General features: G+C 54.8%; 17 protein-coding genes and 2 riboswitches. Of the genes, 9 read left to right on the top strand and 8 right to left on the bottom strand.

The window, feature by feature from the left end; all coding sequences use genetic code 11:
- Window positions 1–22: 22 nt before the first annotated feature.
- From A7E78_RS13175 to A7E78_RS13150, 6 genes are all read right to left on the bottom strand, one after another.
- Window positions 23–1,030, bottom strand: a complete 1,008-nt coding sequence (locus A7E78_RS13175; protein WP_072285164.1) for a phosphatidylserine decarboxylase — start codon at window positions 1,028–1,030, stop codon at window positions 23–25.
- Entirely contained in the window at window positions 1,005–3,470 is a 2,466-nt protein-coding gene (locus A7E78_RS13170; RefSeq protein ID WP_072284701.1) for a hypothetical protein, read from the bottom strand. Before A7E78_RS13170 ends, A7E78_RS13175 begins: the two co-directional genes overlap by 26 nt.
- Window positions 3,471–3,521: 51 nt before the next feature.
- Window positions 3,522–3,695: a hypothetical protein gene (locus A7E78_RS15110; protein ID WP_158516117.1), complete on the bottom strand. Its 174-nt coding sequence runs from the start codon at window positions 3,693–3,695 to the stop codon at window positions 3,522–3,524.
- A gap of 29 nt (window positions 3,696–3,724) precedes the next feature.
- Window positions 3,725–5,578: a lysophospholipid acyltransferase family protein gene (locus tag A7E78_RS13165; RefSeq protein ID WP_072284700.1), complete on the bottom strand. Its 1,854-nt coding sequence runs from the start codon at window positions 5,576–5,578 to the stop codon at window positions 3,725–3,727.
- Between the two features lie 165 nt (window positions 5,579–5,743).
- A complete protein-coding gene (locus A7E78_RS13160; RefSeq protein ID WP_072284699.1) occupies window positions 5,744–7,048 on the bottom strand; it encodes a cation diffusion facilitator family transporter in 1,305 nt (434 codons plus the stop codon).
- A gap of 568 nt (window positions 7,049–7,616) precedes the next feature.
- Window positions 7,617–8,528 (bottom strand): DMT family transporter, encoded by a 912-nt coding sequence (locus A7E78_RS13150; RefSeq protein WP_072284697.1) that lies wholly within the window; start codon window positions 8,526–8,528, stop codon window positions 7,617–7,619.
- A 209-nt stretch (window positions 8,529–8,737) separates the two neighbouring features.
- Window positions 8,738–8,816: riboswitch (cyclic di-GMP riboswitch) on the top strand.
- Between the two features lie 118 nt (window positions 8,817–8,934).
- Between A7E78_RS13150 and A7E78_RS13145 the strand changes: the two genes are divergently transcribed.
- The 8 genes from A7E78_RS13145 to A7E78_RS13110 all read left to right on the top strand — a co-directional run bounded on the left by A7E78_RS13145 (window position 8,935) and on the right by A7E78_RS13110 (window position 15,999).
- On the top strand, window positions 8,935–10,968 hold the full coding sequence (locus A7E78_RS13145; protein WP_072284696.1) for a GGDEF domain-containing protein: 2,034 nt from the start codon (window positions 8,935–8,937) through the stop codon (window positions 10,966–10,968).
- Between the two features lie 192 nt (window positions 10,969–11,160).
- On the top strand, window positions 11,161–12,210 hold the full coding sequence (locus tag A7E78_RS13140) for a CNNM domain-containing protein (RefSeq protein ID WP_072284695.1): 1,050 nt from the start codon (window positions 11,161–11,163) through the stop codon (window positions 12,208–12,210).
- Between the two features lie 90 nt (window positions 12,211–12,300).
- Window positions 12,301–12,615 carry a YbjQ family protein gene (locus tag A7E78_RS13135; RefSeq protein WP_072284694.1) on the top strand — a complete coding sequence of 105 codons (315 nt, stop codon included), beginning with the start codon at window positions 12,301–12,303 and terminating at the stop codon, window positions 12,613–12,615.
- 14 nt (window positions 12,616–12,629) lie between these two features.
- Window positions 12,630–13,103, top strand: a complete 474-nt coding sequence (locus A7E78_RS13130; RefSeq protein ID WP_072284693.1) for a YbjQ family protein — start codon at window positions 12,630–12,632, stop codon at window positions 13,101–13,103.
- An 89-nt stretch (window positions 13,104–13,192) separates the two neighbouring features.
- Complete coding sequence (locus tag A7E78_RS13125) at window positions 13,193–13,960, top strand: M48 family metallopeptidase (protein ID WP_072284692.1); 768 nt, start codon at window positions 13,193–13,195, stop codon at window positions 13,958–13,960.
- Between the two features lie 121 nt (window positions 13,961–14,081).
- Window positions 14,082–14,918: a DUF1189 family protein gene (locus A7E78_RS13120; RefSeq protein ID WP_072284691.1), complete on the top strand. Its 837-nt coding sequence runs from the start codon at window positions 14,082–14,084 to the stop codon at window positions 14,916–14,918.
- Window positions 14,919–14,931: 13 nt separating this feature from the next.
- Window positions 14,932–15,327 carry a DUF805 domain-containing protein gene (locus A7E78_RS13115; RefSeq protein WP_072284690.1) on the top strand — a complete coding sequence of 132 codons (396 nt, stop codon included), beginning with the start codon at window positions 14,932–14,934 and terminating at the stop codon, window positions 15,325–15,327.
- Window positions 15,328–15,366: 39 nt separating this feature from the next.
- On the top strand, window positions 15,367–15,999 hold the full coding sequence (locus A7E78_RS13110) for a class I SAM-dependent methyltransferase (protein ID WP_072284689.1): 633 nt from the start codon (window positions 15,367–15,369) through the stop codon (window positions 15,997–15,999).
- A 67-nt stretch (window positions 16,000–16,066) separates the two neighbouring features.
- On the opposite strand, the gene A7E78_RS13105 is transcribed toward A7E78_RS13110, so the two are convergent.
- Window positions 16,067–18,157 (bottom strand): methyl-accepting chemotaxis protein, encoded by a 2,091-nt coding sequence (locus A7E78_RS13105; protein WP_072284688.1) that lies wholly within the window; start codon window positions 18,155–18,157, stop codon window positions 16,067–16,069.
- A gap of 182 nt (window positions 18,158–18,339) precedes the next feature.
- Window positions 18,340–18,414, bottom strand: a riboswitch (cyclic di-GMP riboswitch).
- A 127-nt stretch (window positions 18,415–18,541) separates the two neighbouring features.
- Here A7E78_RS13105 and A7E78_RS13100 point away from each other — a divergent pair.
- Window positions 18,542–19,486, top strand: a complete 945-nt coding sequence (locus A7E78_RS13100; RefSeq protein ID WP_072284687.1) for a M28 family peptidase — start codon at window positions 18,542–18,544, stop codon at window positions 19,484–19,486.
- A 52-nt stretch (window positions 19,487–19,538) separates the two neighbouring features.
- Here A7E78_RS13100 and A7E78_RS13095 read toward each other — a convergent pair whose 3' ends face one another.
- Complete coding sequence (locus A7E78_RS13095) at window positions 19,539–20,222, bottom strand: transglutaminase-like domain-containing protein (protein ID WP_072284686.1); 684 nt, start codon at window positions 20,220–20,222, stop codon at window positions 19,539–19,541.
- Window positions 20,223–20,255: the final 33 nt, after the last annotated feature.

Here is a 20,255-nt window from a genome sequence, read left to right as displayed (position 1 = left end):
TGTTCTTCGAGGTAAAAAAGCCTCAACCCGGTTTCCTGTTGGCAATCAACGACCGCACCTGCACCTCAGTCTCCACCAGCGGCTTGCCAAATCCACTGGCGAAACGACTGGCCACACCGCACCGTTCTTGATTGTTCTGCAAATCGTCGGCAAAGGTGATGCGCCCTCTCTCGAAGATCAGCACATCGGTACTGCTGCCCGGCCGATACAGGCTCTTGGGACTTCCCGCACGGAGAAACATCCCCGGTTTCACCGGCTGTGGATTGTCGTAACGTTGTTCGCTATAGCACTGCACAATCTCACCGATCATCAGGGCCACCACCTCGACCATTGCCACCTTGCCGACACCGGAACCACCCGGCACATCGCTGTCGATAATGGTCACCACCCGCCGATTTTTCGAAAAAGGCGTCACCATACGCACGATCGCCGAGGGATTGCAGGAATGATAGTCGCCTTCGATATCGAAAACATCCACCACCTGGCCGCTGACTGGCACATGATTGTAATGGTACTTGTCGGGGGTCAGGCGAAATACGGCAAAATCGCCCCCGGCAAAAGTCTGCCGCCAGGAAGGACGGTCGCCGAGCAGTTCGGCAAAGGAAAAAAATTTCTCCTTGAGAAAAAGTCGATCCTGATGGGCGAAAGAACCAACCAGCACTCGCGCGTCAGCCGGGGAGACTACCGCTCCGTCTTCCTCCGCTAAGGGCCGGCACTGCCAGTAGAGGATCTTGCGCTCAAAAACCTTACGCGCCGTATCGAGATCAGCCGGTGCCTCGAGGCATTCCTCGAAATCGACGCCGCAGGCTTTTAAGAACCCCTCGTTACCAAGGACCCGGGAAGCAAGCGCCGCATCGTAATTGAACCAGGCCAGAAGACCCGACATACGGGCACCGGTCAGGGCGCGAAACAGCCAGGGAGTCTTTTCCCGCAAAGGGGAATAAACCATCCGAACCAACCGGTCGCCAAACAGAGCTTCATCTTTTACAGCACCGCTGATGCGTTCAATATACTGATGTGGCAGGGACATGATCACCGGCATTCTCCTTCGAATCTTGAGAACTTACTGACGAGTCGCTATCGGCCGCCACGGTCAGCAACAGCAGGGTGATTATCCGGCCGAGGGCCTCCTGTGGCGCCCGATCGGTCAGCAGATCGCGCCGCACTTTTTGGAAATATTCGCTCGCACTGTGCCCTTCCAGCAACTGGCTGAGGGCGAGGTGGAGTTCGCCATTCCCGGTCCGACGTTTTTCCAGATCTCGAAAATTATCGGCAAGAATATCCAGCCCTTCGCTCAAGTGACGTTGGCGCAAGGAGCCGCGATAATAATCTTCGGCTGCCCGATTGAACTCTCCGGCCGGAACCTTCATGGCCGCCGATTTTCCGATCCCCTTAAGGATTCCCGCGTTGAGCTTGCCAAAAGCGCCATGATGCCCGGGCACCTCCAGCCGCAGTCGCAGATCGTTTAGGGTCTCCTTCAGGTTCAACGATTCCACCAGATCCGAACCGTCTTCGATGAGGGTCTGCAAGAGCGCCTTACGATACTCTTCGACGGGCACCCGCACGTAACCGGGATAGCGGCGGCTGACCCGCAGTTGCGCGGTACGTTTGAGAATTCTTCTCAGCAGCAGATTGCGGCTGTTTTTACGGACGAAGAAAGTCGGTATGCCAAGAGCCGAAGCAAAAAACATCTGCCGGCGCTCACTTTCCGCCAGCGGATTATCCGGGATATGACGGTGCTTGATTCGTCCCTGAGCCATATATTTGAAAGCCAAGGCAGTTATCAGGGTCTGCAGGTCCGCGGCCCGGCCCATGTCTTCCTGGTAATCGGCAAACAGGCTGTACTGCCGGCCCTCGAAACCGGTGAAACCCATGGTCGCATATTCCCGCAATTTGATTAGCATATACAGGGACATACGGTTGTCGAAGATGCCCATCTCGGCCAGGTCCTGTTTGAGTCGATCCTGATTGCCGAGGCGACCATCCCAGGCCGGCTGTTGATAGGTACTGAGCAACCAGGCGGGGTAATCAATAAGCCGGAAGTCGGAAACGTAATCCCCCTTGAGACGGAACAGGCCTGCGAACAACCGGTCAAGCCATACCGGACCGAAGGGGGTAACCGAGCGGCCACAGACCGACAAGCTGGCTTTTTTTCGCCAGCGTCGCCAGAGCATGCGCAGATGGGTAAAGTCGAGTTCGTGGGAAAGGAAACCGAGGGCCTTTTCCGGATGAAAATCGGCAAAGCCCAGCCGATAAGGAGCTGCACTGTAGGTGCCTACAAACAGAGGCAAAAAATGCTCGCTGATCTTTACCACCAGGTCGCCAACATACTTTTCTTCCGCCATGCCGTAGGCCTTGTCATCAGCTGCCCGGCGGGCCGTAAGGAGTTGGCTGCCGATGCTGATATGGGTGCCGTTGTTGGCCAGACTGGTATTGGAGACACCGGGCAACACCACCAGATTATTAGGGATAATACCGGCATCTCTAAGCTTGGCCACAGCATTGAGCTGGCTGCGGCTCAATACTTCATGGCAGAGATGCATGTAGCGATGTTTTTCCTCCCCCCGGTCCCAACCCGACAGACAAGGGCTCATAAACAGTTCACGGTAAAGAGCGTCAGGAATCAGTTCATTAAGCGCTTTCTGTCGCTGAGGTGGATGGGGAGCGGCGTAGATCATCGCCCTTTGTCCGCTTTCGGCCAGGCCAAAACTGACATTGGCATATTGGACCAGCAGATGGGTCAGAGCAAAACGCTTGGCAGCTTCCCGACCGACAACCCGGCCCAAACCGTTCTCCGGCCGCAGGGATAAAACGTTGAAAGAGAAGGTCTCCGGCGAGGTATTGTCGTTGAGAAAATGATCCATTAACCGCCAACCGGTCCGCTGAACAGTCTGCGGCAAGTCGGATCGACTGCCGAGCACATCGGCCAGGGCCAGTTTGACCAGATAACTGATCGGCAGGCGCAGATGCTCATCGCCGCCGGTTCCGACCATCAGATAGCGATTTCGGTCACTGCGCAGCCCCCGCTCCGGATGAGACTTGTCGGCGAGGAGATCATGGCGCAGCACCTGGTCGGCCAACGGACTAAGGTTCCGACGGGGAAAATGTACCCAGCTGTTTTCCCAAATCTGTTCATCGTTACTGGCAACAAATCGTTCCAGCAGGTTGGCCAGGCTGGCCGGGCTATCGCCTACCCTTGCCCGTCGAATGATATGAGCAAAATAGTTGGACCGTTCAATGGCCTGGGGCAGGTCGACGGCCTCCCTGCGCCCGGCTACGGCCGCCTGCAACTCCATCTCCGAACCTGCAGTGACGTCATTTCCACAAAATGGCAGGCGAGAAGCCAGGTCCACGTTTTCTGAGGCGTCGATTCCGAGGTCAGCAAAAATTTCCGAGAGACTTAACCTGGTCTCGTTAGGGCGAGGCACCAGATGCAGCGGGCTGGTTGCGCTATGAAATGATGTAGGCATTCTCTTACCTTTCCGCAAAAGCGCATTGCCAGGTCATCGGCAGCTTTATGCTCAGCGCCGCAACGCCGGCCATGACGAACCGCCCATACGGCGACGCAGCCCTTCGACGTCGCGGTGCAGGGCGTCAATGGAACGACGCCAGCGCCGATCCTCGATACGCACTCCAGGGGGCCCACCCAAAAAACGGTTAAAAAGGTTCCTTATCGGTATCAGCGGCAAATTCATTCATCCCTCCCGTTTCCTTGCATCCAAACCTAAGCACACAGGGCCTGGGGCTGCATCTGCATCATGCATTGATAATTCAAGAAGGCTTCGGTGCCCTCTTTGCCAAAATAGCGTTCCAGGGTCTTTCGTTCGGTTTCGGTCAAATCGACCAAAATCAGACCGTCGAGCACATCGCTGAACTCCCGATCGACATTAAAGGCCAGCAGCTTGCCGCCTAGGTTGAGATAATGGCGCAGCAACACCGGAATGCCCTTCTGTTCGACATCGATATCCGCCACCATCGCCCCAACCTGATCGATATTGGAACAAAAGGTGTGGGCCAGATCGGCTGCGCAGCCCTTTACCCGCACCGGCCGCCGGTCGAGAGGCACCCGGGGCTTAACCAGACCGGCCAATTTCGGCGCCAACAGGGTCTCCCGCAGAGAACCCGCGATCAGGCGCCGGGACAGGTCGCTATAGTCGCGGCTGATGCTGACCGGACCGAAGAGGGTGCGATACTGGGGATGGGCCACAACAAAGGCCCCGATGCCTTTCCAGAGCAACAGCAAGGGAGTATAAGATCGCTGGTATTCGGGACGGACAAAACTTCGCCCCAACTCCAGGGCCGGCCCAAGGCGTTCAAAGAGCTTGCTGCGGTACTTAAAGAGGGTACTGGTATAGAGCCCTGATTTGCCCTGCTCCGGCAAAATCTTGTCGCAGCGCCCAAGTCGGTAGGCACCGACCACCTCTTGCCGATCCTTATGCCATAGGAAAATATGCAGATAATGCTGGTCGAACCGATCCAGATCAAAAGGTCTTCCGGTCCCCTCGCCAATCGCGCGAAAGGTAATCTCCCGCAAGCGGCCGATCTCCAGCAGCAGATAGGGAATCTGTGCTGCCTCGGCCTGCCACACCTGTAGTACTTTGTTTTCCGCCAACAAACTGGTTGGGTCCAGTCGGTCTACCTCAGCCGCCACCAATTTGCTGTCCTGTGGACCAATCACCTCTACCGGCGGTTCGACCTCATCCTTGCTTTCTTCGTCGACCCTTGGCTGCACTGACTGAGTCCGGAGTGTACATCCGAGCATATAAGTGCGCAGACGCAGATAATCGACCACCTCCCGATCGGAATTCAGCCGGGACAGTTGCTTTGCAGAGATCATGGCACCGATCCGGGCCGACAAAGAGCGACCACGTTTGTTGAGCAGCTCCCGGGCCAACAGTGCGGTACGCAATCGGGGATGTACCATCCCGGCCACCTGGAATTTCAGGCCATTGCAGCCGGGGAAAAAGATCGGCAGTACCCCCGCGCCACTGCGGCGCACGATGCGTCCGAGGGTATCGCTCCAGGTCGGGTCCGCCACCGCCCTGTGGGATAGTTTAAAATGGGATACTTCGCCGGCAGGGAAAACCACCAGCACGCCGCCCTGCCCCAACCAGCGCAGGCTTTCCCGAAGCGGCCCGATATTACGCCGCGCGGACTGGCTGGCGCCAAAGGGGTCGACGGCAATCACCGTATCAGCCAATTGGGGGATACGCTGCAACAGGTAGTTCGCCATCACCTTTATGTCCGGCCGCACCCGGCGCAACAGTGCGATCATCATCAAACCTTCGACGGCTCCAAAGGGATGGTTGGCAACCGCCACCAAAGGCCCCTTGGTCGGTATTTTGGCCAGTTCGTCGGATTCGATATTCCACTGAACTCCCAGGGCGTCCAGGGCCGCCCCGGCAAAGGCCTCCGGGGTCTGGTGAACAATGGTTCGGTAAATTTCGCGGCAACGCTTGAGCCCGAGCAGCCGGTCCATGACCGGAATAGCCAAAGTCCCGGCCAGTCGTTGCGGCAACGGTGCATCTACGGGAACAGTTAAGCGGAAAACATCTTCTGAACGGATCTCATCTGTCATGGCGCACATCCTTGATTGAGGGCCGAAATGTCGACCCCTGATTGACTTGTGCAGGGATTTACCGCGCCACTGTTAGCCTTGAGTTAAAAGTCGATTAAGTGTTTGTACGGGAAAGTGGGGCTAAAAAGGTAAGTGCTGAGACTGGAAGAATCTGGCCCGGGGAAATCAGGATGGTTCAGTCTGCTGCTCGACCAGGGCATGGTCGACGGAATGGGTCGGTTGCATAATAGCTTGCAGGGAATCGCTACGGAACCGGTCGACAACTTCCTGCACGGTTTGATTTTCATCAACGGCATAGATATCGACAAAATTATCCTTCAACATATAAAAAGAAATTTCGCCGAGGCGCGAGGTGAAGAGTAGATCAATGCGGTAAGCGATAATCGCTTTGATGACCTTAAGACCGATAAACTTCGGTTCGCCGAGGAACTCGTTGAAATAAAAATCTTCTATTTCCGCCTCATGCTCGTTGAGCCGCAATAGCATAAAATAGGGAGCCCGGCCGAAATGACCATGAACGCAGGATTGCATGCCGTTTATTTCGGACACCGGTACGATGGCTGAACGGAGCTCATTGCGTAGCGGCTCGACATGCACAAAGACCGATTCGATATGGGGGCAGTGCGCGGCGATAGCCTGCTCGGCCTTATCCGCCAATTCGTGAGCGCGGTACAATGATAGGGTGGGACGGGTATAGATGACGCATTCAACCATATGAAAAGGACCGGCCTGGCGAATGCGGACCTCGCTCTGACCTTTCACGCCATAGATAGCATTGACCTGTTTTTCCAGGGCATGACTCAACTGCGGATCAAGATTGGCATCGAGTAAAAGGAGAAAGGCGGTCCAGCAACTGCTGCCGCCAAGCTTGATAACCAGCAGAGCGATAAGCAGAATAACCGCCCCTTCGACATAGGGCAACCTCCAGAACCTGAGCAAAAGACCGGCCAAAACAACCAAAGAGGTAGCGACATCCAGAAATGACTCTCCGGCGTTAGCCAGCAACGACGGGGAATTTATCGCTCGACCGACCTGGCGTTCTTTGAGAGCAATACCCAACGAAAGGACGACAGACAGACCGCTGACAAGCAACGGTACCAGTGGAAAATGCACCGGATCAACTGCCCCCTGCAGCTTATCCAACCCCTCTGTCAGCAGCTCAACACCGGCCCAGACAATCAGGCCGCCGACCATCAAAGTGATCAGGGTCTCGGCTTTATAGAGGCCGTAGGGGAAGCGATCACTCTTTTTTTTCCCCGCCAGCCACAGGCCGAAATAGCTGGCAAAGATCGCCAACAAGTCGGCAACGCTGTGAAAAGCGTCGGCCACCAGCACGGGCGCCCGGTAATACCAGCCGACCGATGCTTTAAGCAGCGCCAGCAGCAGGGTAGCCAACGTAGCGACGAGGGCCACCCTCTGCCCCCGCTGCAGAGCCTGCTTATTTTTTAGTTCAAAAAAGTTCCCGGTCATCTCTTGATGGCTTCCCAACAACTCACAGGATGGCTAAGCAAAAATTTCGCCCCCAAAGGCTTGGTGTTTTTTCAGGGGCGAAGACATACAAATAGTATGTCGAGGTCCTGAAAAAAGGCCGTAACGCAGGAGGGCGGACTTTTTGCGACACCATCGTCGTTTCACTCTCGGAACTTGCAATCACCAAAGCAGCGACTCATGGGCGAACCGCAAGCAGGACAGAAACGTTCAAAACAAGGTCTGCCGGGTTCGTGAGGCAATGTTAACTTGCAACTGGGACAAATACAGTCTCCGCCCAGTCCGCCTCGTCCCGAACGCTTTCCCGTCCCTTTACCTTTTCCCCGACCAAAACCGAAAGCCATGAACAACTCCTTTCCTGTTGAAAATAAGTACGACCCATCGCAGCAATCACCCTCGGTAGATGTTTTTTACACATAACATAGAATGTACCAGGATCGATAGCTCCTTTGTTCTCCATATATTTAATTGTAACTTTGATATGACTAAAGACTGCTTCGCCATCGTTAAAGGGTGCAAAGCCGCAAACATTCCTCCCAGCAAGTCTCCTTCAGTCCCGCCGCGTCCGGACCGACTGAAGGTTAAAAAGAACAATGGCTGCTGCGATACACAGCATACCGGCAAATGGCCACAGGCTCGGCTCTTCCTCCGGCAACAACAACCAACTGAATAAAGCCCCACAGACGGGAATCAGAAATTTCCACAGATTCAGCTCCGAGACCCTTACCCCCGGCCGCCGTAGCAGAATAAACCAGATAGAAAAAGCCGCCGCCGAGAGAAAAGCCAGCCAGCCCAAAGCAGCGTAATAGCTCCAGGGAACAATCTCTGCCGGTTGAACCTCCAGCAACAGGGACAACAGCCAAAGACCAAGGCCGCCAATGAACAACTGGGCCGAGTTAAGGAACACGGGGTCGATTTTTGTCCGATGCCGCGCCACCAGGATATTGCCAAGAGCTCCGGCCACATTGGCCAACAACAGCACCCCGATTCCGGCCAGTTCCACCAATCCCGAAGCAGAAACCCAAGGTTGCCGACTAAGGCTCAACACCGCCACGCCGATGCCCCCTAATAACAAACTACTTCCTTTAATCGCTGATAATCGATCGCCCGGCATGCAGTAATGTGCCAATACTGCCGTAACCAGAGGCGATGCACCGATAACCATGGCCGCCAGCGCACCCGGGATCAGGGTCATACCGAAATAAAACAGGCCATACAATATAAAAGTCTGAAAAAGAGCGACGCTCAGAATCATGCCCCCATGACTGCAGACAGTGGACCTATTTGGCCGCCGTGCCCACCAGAAGGGGAGCAGCAAAAGGCCGGAAAGCATGAAGCGCTGACCGGCAAAAGCAAAGGGCCCGGCATACCTCAGGCCCACTTTAACTCCGACAAAAGCTGTCGACCAGAGTAGACAGGCGATTACAGCCAGCAACAGAGTGCCGGATCGATTATTAGGCATGTATCCCTCGCAAAAAAGTACCCCCGTAAGCCGCCCCATTGTCCCCAGTGACACGTTCCGCAGCAAGGCATATTTTCCCTGACCACCAAATAGCGGTGGCAACGAACAGGGTGTTTATCTAACCAAACCACCAGAATTCTTGGGATTTTTTTATTGACAAGGACAACGGTTAAGCAGTATTTAAAGAGACAATCTCAAAATTATCAATTTCTCGTCAATAGCAAACCCGCAGCAATGCGGGGACGCAAAGCCATGGGTCCATAACATATGGATCGCCAGGTTGCCGAAGAACGTTACTGGATTGTACTATTCATCCACCTTCGGTCGAAGGTGGATTTTTTATTGCCGTTTTCCGCCGCAACCTGAAACCAGCCGCCGGCTGGCTGTAGGGAGCCACGTAGACCGCATGTCCTTAGCGAGCAGCTTGCACAAACATTTTCTGCACCATGGCGATTTCTGTGCCTTAGTGGATGCAACAGGGAGGATTATCTCCTCCAGCGGCCAGCTGTTATCAGCCGCCCCAATGGAATCGGCTCATTGCCATAAGCTGCTCGCCCTGCATAACTCCTGTCCCTGCAATAGCTGCCATATTCGCGAAGCTCTTCAAACCAGCCGCCCCGTCGACAGGCAACTGCACCACCCCCTGCTCGGCGACCTTCAATTGCGGATACAGCCCTTGACCGGCCCGGATGGGCAGGCTACCCAGGCCGCCCTGCATATCTCTCCTGTCGAGGCCCCCGAGATCAACGGTCCCACCGACCTGGTCAGACAGGCCCTGTCCTGCCTGCCGCAGCCGGTCTTCGAATGCGATCTGCAGGGCCAACTCCATTTCGCCAATCCCCGCTGCATCGAGCTGTTCAGATTCACCAAACCGGTATCAGATCAAAACATCTGCCTGCAGCGACTGGTTGTCGATGCCGACCGCCAGCGAATTGAGCGGTTGCACAAGCGCTCCCTGCAGGAAGAGAAATCCCTGTCGGCAGAGTTCACGGTCGAAATCAGCAAAGGACAAAGTGTTCCGGTTCTGCTTCACCTGATTCCGGTGAAAAAGCAGGGCCGCATCGCCGTCCTTCGCGGCATGATTGAAAATCGTTCACAGCTGGCGAATACGGAACGGGCTCTGCGCCAGCTCGAGGGGCACTGTAAGAACCTGGCCAGGCACGACCAGCTGACCGGTCTGCCCAATCGCAGCCAACTTTTCGAGTGGCTCGACCGGGCCCTGGGACGTTACTGTCAGAGTGGCAAGCCGCTGACGGTGGTGCTGCTCGACATCGACCGGTTTAAGCAGGTAGTCGATTCTCTCGGCGACGATTGTGGCGATCAGGTGCTCTGTGAAGTTGCCCTGCGACTCAGCAAAAAGATGCGCTGCAACGATATGCTGGCTCGCATCAACGGCGATGAATTTGCCCTGGTCTACAGCAATATTTCACGACCGGACAGCCTCACACAACTGGTGCAGAGACTGAGTAAGGAACTTCAAAACCCACTGCAGGTCGGCGAGCATGTGGTTCATCTGACAGCCAGCATCGGTATCGTAACCAGTCGACCGGAAGACCAGGACAGCGCCAGCCTACTGCGCCAGGCGACCATTGCCATGAACGAGGCCAAACAGCAGGGGGGCAACCGGCATATTCATTTCCTCCCCCAGATGCAGCGGGACCGCGAAGCCACCTTTCTGTTCGAAAAGCATATGCGCGAAGCCCTGCAACGCCAGGAATTCTATCTCCATTATCAACCGCAGATCGATTTGGCGAGCGGTCGCATCAGCGGCGTAGAGGCTCTGGCGCGTTGGGCCGGACCGAACGGCGACAACCCCTCGCCGGAAATCTTTATCAACGTAGCAGAATCTTCGGGGCTGATTCATCCCCTGGGGGATTTTATTTTGCACCAGGCCTGCGCCCAGAACCGGCGTTGGCAGCAGAGCGGACTGCCGCCGATCCAGGTGACGGTCAACATCTCCGCCAAACAGTTCGCGCAACAGGATTTTGTCGACAAGGTCCTGCGGACCCTGAATGATACCGGACTTGCGCCTGAGTGGCTGGAACTGGAAATCACCGAAAGCGCCATCATGGCCAATATCGAGGAAGCCCTCGGCACCATGCACCGCCTGCGGCAGGTCGGGGTCCGCTTTGCCGTCGACGATTTCGGCACTGGACACTCCTCTCTCAATTACCTGCGCCATCTGGCTCTGAGCAAGCTCAAGATCGACCGCTCCTTCCTCCACGAAATCCCCGGCAACCGCGACAACGAAAAGCTGGTTTTTTCGATCCTGGCCCTGGCCCGCAGCTTCGACCTGCAGACCGTCGCCGAAGGGATCGAAACCCAGGAGCAGCTCAATTATCTGCAACAGCTCGACTGCGATCTCGGCCAGGGTTACCTGTTCAGTCGCCCGGTGGCACCGGACGCCATCCCCACCCTTCTGGCTAAACATAACTCCTGATTTTCCCCAGCAACATCCCAAAGAACCTTGTTCAAGGTTCCAAGTTAGTGGATTCAGTGGTTATATGCTGTTATATTGCAGTCAAGTCTACGTTTGTAGCCGCGAGCAGAACTTTGAATCGTTGTCTCCTGCCGCGCAACTATTTCCGAGTCCCATAAGCCCTTACTAACCAGAGTTCTATAAAGGTTCCTCATGCTCCTGCTTCTAACCTACGTTCTGGTCGCGCTGGTCTTTTCCTTTCTCTGCTCCATTGCCGAAGCGGTGATGCTCAGTGTAACCATGCCCCATATCGTTCTGATGGAGCAGAAGCAAAAGTCTTCCGGCGCTATATTGCGGGGGATGAAAGCAGAGGTTGGCAGACCTCTGGCTGCGATCCTGACCCTCAATACCATCGCCCACACGGTGGGTGCAGCCGGCGCTGGAGCTCAAGCCACGGTTGTTTTTGGCGACGCCTATGTCGGAGTCGCCTCAGCGGTGCTGACCCTGCTGATCCTTGTTTTTTCCGAAATCATTCCTAAAACTATCGGTGCCCGCTACTGGCGGGAACTGGCCCCGATTACCGCCCATGGACTGCGCCTGCTGATCTGGTTTCTCTACCCTTTTGTCAAACTGTCGGAGCTGCTCACCGGGAGTCTGGCCCATGGACCGACACTGAACGGCTTCAGCCGCAGCGAATTCGCGGCCATGGCGGATTTAAGCACCCGTGAAGGACAGCTGGCCCAGCAGGAATCGATTATCCTGAAGAATCTTCTGTTAATGCGCGTCACTCAGGTCAAGGATGCCATGACCCCGCGCACGGTAGTTTTTTCCTTGTCCGAATCGATGCTGGTCGAAGAATATTTCTATCAGCATAACAGCAGTCCTTTTTCCCGGATTCCCGTCTACAGCGATCACCCCGACCAGATTGTCGGCTTTGTGCTGCGGAGCGATCTGCTGCTGGCCCAGGCCCGAGGGAACAGCTCCAACCTCCTCAAAAGCTATATTCGCCCCATTTCTCTGATACATGAAACCCTGGCCCTGTCTCTGGCGTTTGATAAATTCATGCAGTTGCGCACCCATATTCTATTGGTCATCGACGAATACGGCGGCATGAAAGGGGTTCTCACTTTGGAAGACGTCTTGGAAACCTTATTGGGACTGGAAATCGTCGACGAACGAGACAAGAATGCGGACATGCAGAAACTGGCTCGCAAACTGTGGCAAAAACGGGCGAAAGAAATGGGCCTGGACGTCAGTGAATGAACCAGTACCGGCGAATTTTTTCCTGGCCTTGATCCTGCAATAAAACCCATCATAGTCAGCATCTCATATTAACCCCAAGGGAGGAAGATCATGATCCTGACAAACGTCAACACGGTGCCCGGCAAAGAGATTGTCGAACATTTCGGCATCGTACAGGGCAGTACCGTAAGAGCCAAACATGCCGGCAGAGATCTCATGGCCGGCCTGAAGAACCTGGTGGGCGGCGAGTTGAAAGGCTACACTGAACTGCTACAAGACGCCCGCGAAGAGGCGATGAAGCGAATGGTCGAGCAGGCCGACCAGGTCGGCGCCAATGCGGTGGTCAACATTCGCTTTGCCACTTCGTCGGTGGCCCAGGGCGCGGCGGAACTGTTTGCCTACGGTACGGCGGTACGGGTCGAATAATAGGGAGGCCTCTAATGGAAAACCTTGCTGGTAATTTTGACCTGATATTTTTTCTGGTGTTATTAGCGGTCGGCTACGGCTGCGGGTCGTTGGCTGAACGACGTCACTACGCCTCCATTACTCGCAGAGAAGCTGAACAACTGGATTTTCAATCCATGACCATTGAGCCACGGCTCAACAAAGAAGAAGTTAGAGAAAGCTTTCTGGTCCAGGGTAGCGCGGTAATCTCCATCGACTATTTCAAACGCCTGCTGGCAGTACTGCGCAACATTTTCGGCGGGCGGGTCAAAGCCTACGAATCACTGGTCGACAGAGCTCGCAGGGAAGCGATCTTGCGGCTAAAAGAGCAAGCCATGGTCCGTGGAGCCGACATGGTCATCAATCTGCGGCTTGAGACCTCGACCATCGGCAACTCGGCCAATCGCAAAAAACAGGTCGGCAGCGTCGAAGCCATCGCCTACGGCACGGCCGTCACCTTGCACAAGTGATGAAATTCACCCCCAGGAGGCTGGCGGGAAACGTAAATGTCTCATCGGGCCATCCACTCACGGAACTAACCTGGCTGCTTGGCGGCCTGTTGACTCTACTCATTGCAGTCTATCTGGCCTTTTGGCTAGCCAGCGAATTGCTTGCCCCGCAAGTGCCCGTAAAAGTAGAAGTCTGGGCCGGCCAGCACTTGCTGGGACAACTGGACCAAGAGTCGAACCCGGCCCTGCAGCAGCGCCTCGACCAATTGCTGGCGATGCTGCCGACTGGTTCGCCTCTGCACCGTTACGAATTTTCGGTCAGCCTGGTGAACAGTGACGAGGTTAACGCTCTGGCCTTGCCCGGTGGCCACATGGTGATATTTTCCGGTCTGCTCAAGGAAATCCGTTCCGAAAATGAACTCGCCATGGTTTTGGCTCATGAACTGGGACACTACGCCCGCCGCGACCACCTGCGGGGCATGGGACGGGGCCTGGGAATGACTCTGCTTATGGCGACCTTGTTCGGCCAGGAAAGCCGTGCCGCCGGTATCGCCGCGCGATTCTTTTCGGGCCTGGAAATGCGATATTCTCAAAAGCAGGAAACCGCCGCGGATACTTTCGGATTGCAGCTTTTAACAGCCCGCTATGGCCACGCCGGTGGCGCCACCAACTTTTTTGAGCGCCTGGAGGGCCAAGTCGGAAGCCGGTTCGACTACCTTTTGGCTTCCCATCCCCACCCTCGCGCCCGAATAGCCAGCCTGCAGCGTATGATCACCGAAGCCGGTTATCCACTGGCGGATACACTGCCCTTGCAAGGCGAGGAACTCCTTATCGACAACGACCGAGCAGCCATAAACGCCGACGGGCCGTCCGAATAAATACATCTCCAAACACACCAGTTCTTGTCTTGCCTTAGTTAAAATGGCATAATCCCTTCGGCAGCCCGGATTCTTAACAGGTACCGCCGTTAATCAAGGTGAACAGTCAAGGAGCTCTGAATTGAGACCTAAGAAACTCTATCGAATCTGGCAGATTCCACCATTGTCTTTCTTTTCCCGGCTCCTCTACCGGGATATTGCTCTACGCTGGCAGGGGGTTGCTTTCGGCTACCTGCTCTTGCTGTTAGCCCTTTGCTGGATTCCTGGTGCAATCAGAATTCACCGGTCTTTCGCTTTCTTTGTCGATGAAGAAGCACCGCTGGTCATAGAACAAGTTCCGGAGATCACCATCATCAACGGCCAGGCTTTCATCGATCAACCCCAGCCCTATACCATTTATGACCCTGATACGGGTGAAGCCCTGCTGGTCATCGACACCAGCGGCACCATTACTTCTCTTGAACAGACCGATGCCCGCGGACTTGTGACGGCCCGGCAGGCGATTTTTCAAAAGAACGCTATTGAGACGCGCTCGTTCAGTTTCGAGACTGTGGACCGCTACACTCTCAATCAAGAAAAAATCACTCGCTGGCTCGACATAAGTAAAACCTGGGCCGCGCCGGTGCTTTATCCCTTGTGCATCCTGGGCTCTTTTACCTACCGCATTGTTCAGGCCTTGCTCTATGCCTGCATCGGGCTGCTCATTGCTAACCTTTGCAAAGGCAAGCTGCCCTTTGACGCCCTGTTGCGGCTAAGCGTAATCGCCATTACTCCGGCCATCATCATCGGCACCCTGTTCGATGCCGCCGCCGTCAGCCTACCCTTGGAAGGTCTGTGGTTTTTTCTGCTCTCAATGGGCTACCTGCTGTTCGGCATCCGCGCATCTGTCGGCAACGGCGGGCCGACCTTCCAATTTGAACGACCCCATTTGACTGCCAGGAAACTCAACAACGAATAAAAGGGAGGATGTTATGAACTGGTATCTGGATGTATTAAAAAAGTATTTCGTCTTTCAGGGTCGCGCCCGCCGTAAAGAGTATTGGATGTTTACCCTCTTTAACATGCTGGTTTATATCGCTCTGATGATTATCGAGGGGATACTGGGCATGGGAGGCGAAGGCGGTCTGGGTTTACTCTCCACCCTTTATACACTGGCTGTTCTGTTGCCCGCTCTGGGAGTGTCCGTGCGCCGTTTGCATGATACCGGCCGTAGCGGTTGGTGGTTGTTGATTGGCCTGGTTCCCCTCATCGGCGGCATCGTACTCTTTATATTCATGGTGCTGGACAGCCAGCCCGCCAGCAATCAATACGGACCTAACCCGAAAGAAGGGGACACCCAAGTTTCTCTCGAGAGCGCAACCTCTTAGATACAAGTTCAATCAGGGACTACAGCACAGGATTTTGTAATGACGAACAGGGAACACTTTGATGCTAAAGCACAAGAATGGGATGAACATCCGGGAAAGAGGAAAGTCGCTCAGGTTTTCGTCGACGAATTGCAGAAGAATGTGCCTTTGTTACCGACTATGGATCTGCTGGAGTTTGGCTGCGGCACCGGGCTGGTAAGTACGAAACTACGCCACCTTGTCGCATCCATCACCTTACTCGACACCTCAGCAGGTATGATAGAAGTATTGCAGCAAAAGATCGCCCATCATGAGATCTCCAATATGCATCCTCGGCTGGGCGACCTGTCGGTCATAGACCCAGCAAAGGAGAGTTTTGACCTGATTTACAGCAACATGGCCTTGCACCATGTTGTCAATCCAGATCAAACGCTGGCCGAATTGGTGCAGCTCTTAAACCCCGGAGGCGTCCTGTGCATCGGTGATCTGGAAACCGAAGACGGCTCTTTTCATCAGAACGAAATGCAGGTGCATCATGGTTTTGATTACCAGCACCTTGCCTCTATTCTGGTTAACTTTGGTTTGGTTGTCGAGAATTGTTACAACAGCCATACTATGCAGAGAGCTGATTCCAAGGGGCGGTTAAGGGATTATCCGCTGTTTTTTCTACAAGTCCGCAAACCTGCCTGTTGAAGAATCTACCAGAAGGAAAAAGCCCGGCAGATTATTCTGCCGGGCTTTTTCCTGTCTTACAAACCACTCAGTACTTACCAAACTCCCCATCGTTAAGGGCGATAACCTGTGCCGACCTTGGGGCATCGAATCCAACAGCGTCCATACCGGTCGGAGGAACGGCAGGGAGAGACGGCGGAGCAACGGAGCGGGCTGAGAACTGGGCCGCCCCCCCTTTCACCTTAAACCGAGCCAGGTTTTGTCGCAGATGATCGGCCTGGCCGGAAAGTTCCTCAGCCGCAGCGGCAGTCTCTTCGGCATTGGCCGTCGATTGCTGGGTGACCTGGTCGATCTGGCCGAGTCCCTCTGTGACCTGACCGATACCTTCGGACTGCTCTTTGCTGGCAGCGGCAATCTCTGCCACCAGATCCGAAACCTTGGTGGTACCGCTGACAATCCCCTTTAACGCGGCAGCAGTTTTCTCCGCAATTTCGTTGCCATGGCGAGTTTTCGTGACCGAATCCTCGATAAGTTCCTCGGTTTCCTTGGCAGCCTTGGCACTTCGTGCCGCCAGGTTGCGAACCTCCTCAGCCACCACCGCAAAACCCTTGCCGTGTTGACCGGCACGGGCCGCCTCAACCGCGGCGTTAAGAGCCAATAAGTTGGTCTGGAACGCTATTTCGTCGATGACCTTGATAATCTTGGCGATATCCTGGCCCGAGTTGTTGATGGCTCCCATAGCTGTGACCATCTCAGCCATCAATTCGCTGCCGTTAGTGGCTGCACTCATCGCTTCGTTGGAAAGTCCGTTAGCCTGGTCCGCATTATCGGAGCTGAGCTTTGTCTGCGAAGCCATTTCGGTCATGGAGGCGCTGATCTGCTCAAGGGACGCCGCCGATTCCGTGGCACCCTGGGAGAGACTTTGACTGCCTTCAGCGAGCTGCACACTGCCAGCGGCAATCTGCTCCGCAGCCGCCTGCAACTGGGTCATCAGGTCGCCGAGGTTAGTTACCATCCTGGCGCAAGCCTGACCGAGGCGGTCGCGCTCACCAAACTTGCCGACTTCAACCGTCAGGTCACCATTGGCGATGCTTTCAGCCAGCAGGGCCTTTTCTTCCAGGCCATCCGCCATCCGATCAAGAGCGGCACCCAAAGTGCCGATTTCGTCGTGGCGAGCCAAATTCAATCGCCGACCGACATCGCCTTCCTTGACTTCTTCGGCAAAATCGACCCCCTGTTGCACCGCCTTGACGATCGACGTGGCAATCACAAACAGCACCACCCCAACTCCAATCAGAGTCAGCACAGCCGCCAGGATATTGGCCTGAGCGATTCCAGCCAAGGGAGCGAACATATCGTCGAATTCAGCACCGGCGGCAATGACCCAACCAGTTGTGGGAATAACCTGGTAAGAAACGACTTTGCTCTGACCTTTCCAGTCATAAACCTGAAAGCCATTGCCTTCGGCGAGCATCTTGCGCCCCCAGTCATAATCACCGATGGTGCCGTTGAGAATGTTTTTAGGATCCGGATGAGCGAGAAAGGTTCCGGTTGCATCGACCAGATAAGCATAGCCACGCTCAGCAACCTTAACCGGCGAAACGTACTGCTCGGCAAAATAACTGATGCGTACGGCGCCGATACAGGCCCCTCGAGGCTGCCCCTGTATCGAGACCGGAACTGCCAATACCAGGATCGGCTCGCCCGATACCCGGCTCTTGACCACCTCGTAGCCAACTTTTCCGGCTAGATTGCCTTTAAAATAACCGCGATCAGCCACGTTGAGTTGACCGACCAACTCGTGGTTTGAGGCGGCCAACGCCTGGCCGTCCCCCCCAATGACGGCCAGGAACTCAAACTCTCCCGGGTAGTCCTGCATCATCTGCAGCAACGCGGCTTCGGCCTCCGGTACCTTTTCCGTTGCAGTAGTCCCGCTATCAACCAAAAGAGTGCGGACTACACTGCGGCCGGCCAGACTGCGAAAGGTGCGAGTCAGATCTGTTACATTGGCCTCGATCTGCTTACTCATATTATCGGCGATCGTTTTCATCTGCTCTTTCAAAGCCGTTTCCACAGATATTCTGGCGGTACGATAAGAATAAAAACCTGTCACAGCCAGGCATAAGATTATCACCGCAAAAGTTGGCAGCAGCAGTTTTGCACGCAAATTGAGTTTCATAGTTCTCCCTTTCTGAAAGTTGGACCTCAAGTTATTACATTGCAATTAAAAGAGAATGAGCACATTCATGGATTAGAAAAAGGAAAACCCTTCGCATGGCTGAAGAACAGCAGGCGAAGGGCAATTAACTATTTTCTCGTTCTATCTCTATGTTAATACTATGATGATTTTGTATCATTTTATTTAACAACCCGGCGATCCTCGAAGGACCCGTGGCTTTGCGTCACCGGATCTCCCCGGTTTTGCCCAGTTAACATCTCAACAAACAGCAACCAATAGTTGCTTTTTATAATAAACACACTCTTAACTGTCAACATTTCTAATGTATTTTTTTCAACCTCTCCTTAAAACACCATTTTTTTCGCCAACCAGGAGACCTTTCCCATGCAGCCATCAATCCCTCCCGTTTCCACAGGGGCCCTTAGAGGGCATATCGCTTCCCTGCAAGGCGTCCGGCACCCGCTGGTCGCCCCCGAGGCCTTGGAAAAAGCCGCCAACTATATTGAATCGACCCTGCAAAATTCCGGTTACAAGATAAAAAATCACTGTTTTTTAGATAACGGTAGAGAATATCGCAACCTGATCGCCACCTTGCCTGGCACAGTCAAGAACCAACCGAAGCTGTTGATAATTGCCCATTACGACACGGTGTCCAATTCCCCCGGGGCCGATGACAATGCCAGCGGCGTGGCGTTGTTGCTGGAACTGGCCAGAATATGCGCACTGACCCGCCTCAAACGAACAATGGAATTTGTTGCCGTCAACCTGGAGGAGAACGAACGGGAAACGAAACCAAAGGGACGAGGCTTGCGCGGGAGTCGAGCATTGGCACAACATGCCCGAAAAGAGAGATGGAGCTTGGCTGGTGTCATCGTTCTGGAATCGGTGGCCTATGCCAGTGAGGATGCAGTTCAGACCATACCCGATGGCTTACCCATTGACGTGCCGACGGTTGGAGACTTTATCGCCGTGATTGGCAACAAGGCTTCTGACTACCTGGTTGAGGCCTTTCTGCGCGCAGCGGAAAAACATCAGCCCGACCTCCCAAAAGTGCCCCTGGTCGTGCCAGGAAATGGAGAAATGATCCCCGACACCCGCCGCTCCGATCATGCCCCTTTCTGGGATGAAGGCTATCCGGCCATCATGCTCACCGACACCACCAATTTCCGCAACCCCCACTATCATCAGCCCAGCGACACCCTTGAGACCCTCAATCTTGACTTCGCCACGGCCGTCGGCAGCGCCGTGGCAGGACTTATAATCGCCCTGGACCAAACCGGTAGCATTTCAAATGCGCATACGATAACCGAACCTGATGCACTTCGATGAACTGATGACTCAGGGCAGGATTAAGACGCTATTCCTCCCGGGATGGCTTACCCTACGAACCCTCGGCCATAGCTGTTTTTCCGATCTGGATACCCGCTTTTTTCCAAAGCTGTTTGTTGAGCTGGCTGTTGGCCACTACCGCCAGGGGCTCCGCCAGTTCTTTGTTGCCGACCCGGTTATTAATCGCCGCATCGATATCTAAATGCATGACCGGCGGACCGAGTACGCTTTCAGTATAGAGATGACAATCGTCCTGGCCTTCCCAGTCGATGCCCCACGGTACCTTTAAAGGGCGGAAAAATGTTTCATAGGTTTTTCGATCGAGCACCGGATCGAGAACAAACCAACGATCATCCAGCCAGACATGGACCAGACAGTGATTAAAGGGATCGGAAGCCAACCGGTGCAGACCGCCGATAACCGGTGCGATAAAGGTGCGACGCAAGGGGATAGAACCAAAATGTGCCGGGATGCCGTTGCCGCGCAACAGGGCCGTCAACAGCAACGACTTGTTCCAGCAGACCCCATAGCCGCGTTGTAGCACTTCGGATGCCTTTCGGCGGTAGAGAGCGAAGCCGAAAGGAAGTTGATCACGGACAGAGCGGAAGGCGCGCTGGACAATCTCCCGCTGATCGGTGCATCCCTCTGCCAGCTGCGCCGCCAAGGCGCTGATCGCCGGGTGGTCATGGTCGCAGTAATGGGTCTTGGCCAACGCTTCTTTTGGATTCACTTTCATGTCGTCCTCCTTCTATCGGGTGGTTGTACCTCT

The organism is Syntrophotalea acetylenivorans (assembly GCF_001887775.1).
Taxonomy (GTDB): domain Bacteria; phylum Desulfobacterota; class Desulfuromonadia; order Desulfuromonadales; family Syntrophotaleaceae; genus Syntrophotalea_A; species Syntrophotalea_A acetylenivorans.
Note: the sequence above shows the minus strand (reverse complement) of the source record. Positions and strands in the feature narration are given on the sequence as shown.

Coding starts and splice junctions, on each gene's coding strand:
- A7E78_RS13175 (WP_072285164.1), bottom strand. CDS start 1,030: ATGTCCCTGCCACATCAGTATATTGAACGCATCAGCGGTGCTGTAAAA.
- A7E78_RS13140 (WP_072284695.1), top strand. CDS start 11,161: ATGCTCCTGCTTCTAACCTACGTTCTGGTCGCGCTGGTCTTTTCCTTT.
- A7E78_RS13130 (WP_072284693.1), top strand. CDS start 12,630: ATGGAAAACCTTGCTGGTAATTTTGACCTGATATTTTTTCTGGTGTTA.
- A7E78_RS13115 (WP_072284690.1), top strand. CDS start 14,932: ATGAACTGGTATCTGGATGTATTAAAAAAGTATTTCGTCTTTCAGGGT.
- A7E78_RS13095 (WP_072284686.1), bottom strand. CDS start 20,222: ATGAAAGTGAATCCAAAAGAAGCGTTGGCCAAGACCCATTACTGCGAC.
- A7E78_RS13110 (WP_072284689.1), top strand. CDS start 15,367: ATGACGAACAGGGAACACTTTGATGCTAAAGCACAAGAATGGGATGAA.
- A7E78_RS13170 (WP_072284701.1), bottom strand. CDS start 3,470: ATGCCTACATCATTTCATAGCGCAACCAGCCCGCTGCATCTGGTGCCT.
- A7E78_RS15110 (WP_158516117.1), bottom strand. CDS start 3,695: ATGAATTTGCCGCTGATACCGATAAGGAACCTTTTTAACCGTTTTTTG.
- A7E78_RS13150 (WP_072284697.1), bottom strand. CDS start 8,528: ATGCCTAATAATCGATCCGGCACTCTGTTGCTGGCTGTAATCGCCTGT.
- A7E78_RS13100 (WP_072284687.1), top strand. CDS start 18,542: ATGCAGCCATCAATCCCTCCCGTTTCCACAGGGGCCCTTAGAGGGCAT.
- A7E78_RS13145 (WP_072284696.1), top strand. CDS start 8,935: ATGTCCTTAGCGAGCAGCTTGCACAAACATTTTCTGCACCATGGCGAT.
- A7E78_RS13165 (WP_072284700.1), bottom strand. CDS start 5,578: ATGACAGATGAGATCCGTTCAGAAGATGTTTTCCGCTTAACTGTTCCC.
- A7E78_RS13105 (WP_072284688.1), bottom strand. CDS start 18,157: ATGAAACTCAATTTGCGTGCAAAACTGCTGCTGCCAACTTTTGCGGTG.
- A7E78_RS13135 (WP_072284694.1), top strand. CDS start 12,301: ATGATCCTGACAAACGTCAACACGGTGCCCGGCAAAGAGATTGTCGAA.
- A7E78_RS13160 (WP_072284699.1), bottom strand. CDS start 7,048: ATGACCGGGAACTTTTTTGAACTAAAAAATAAGCAGGCTCTGCAGCGG.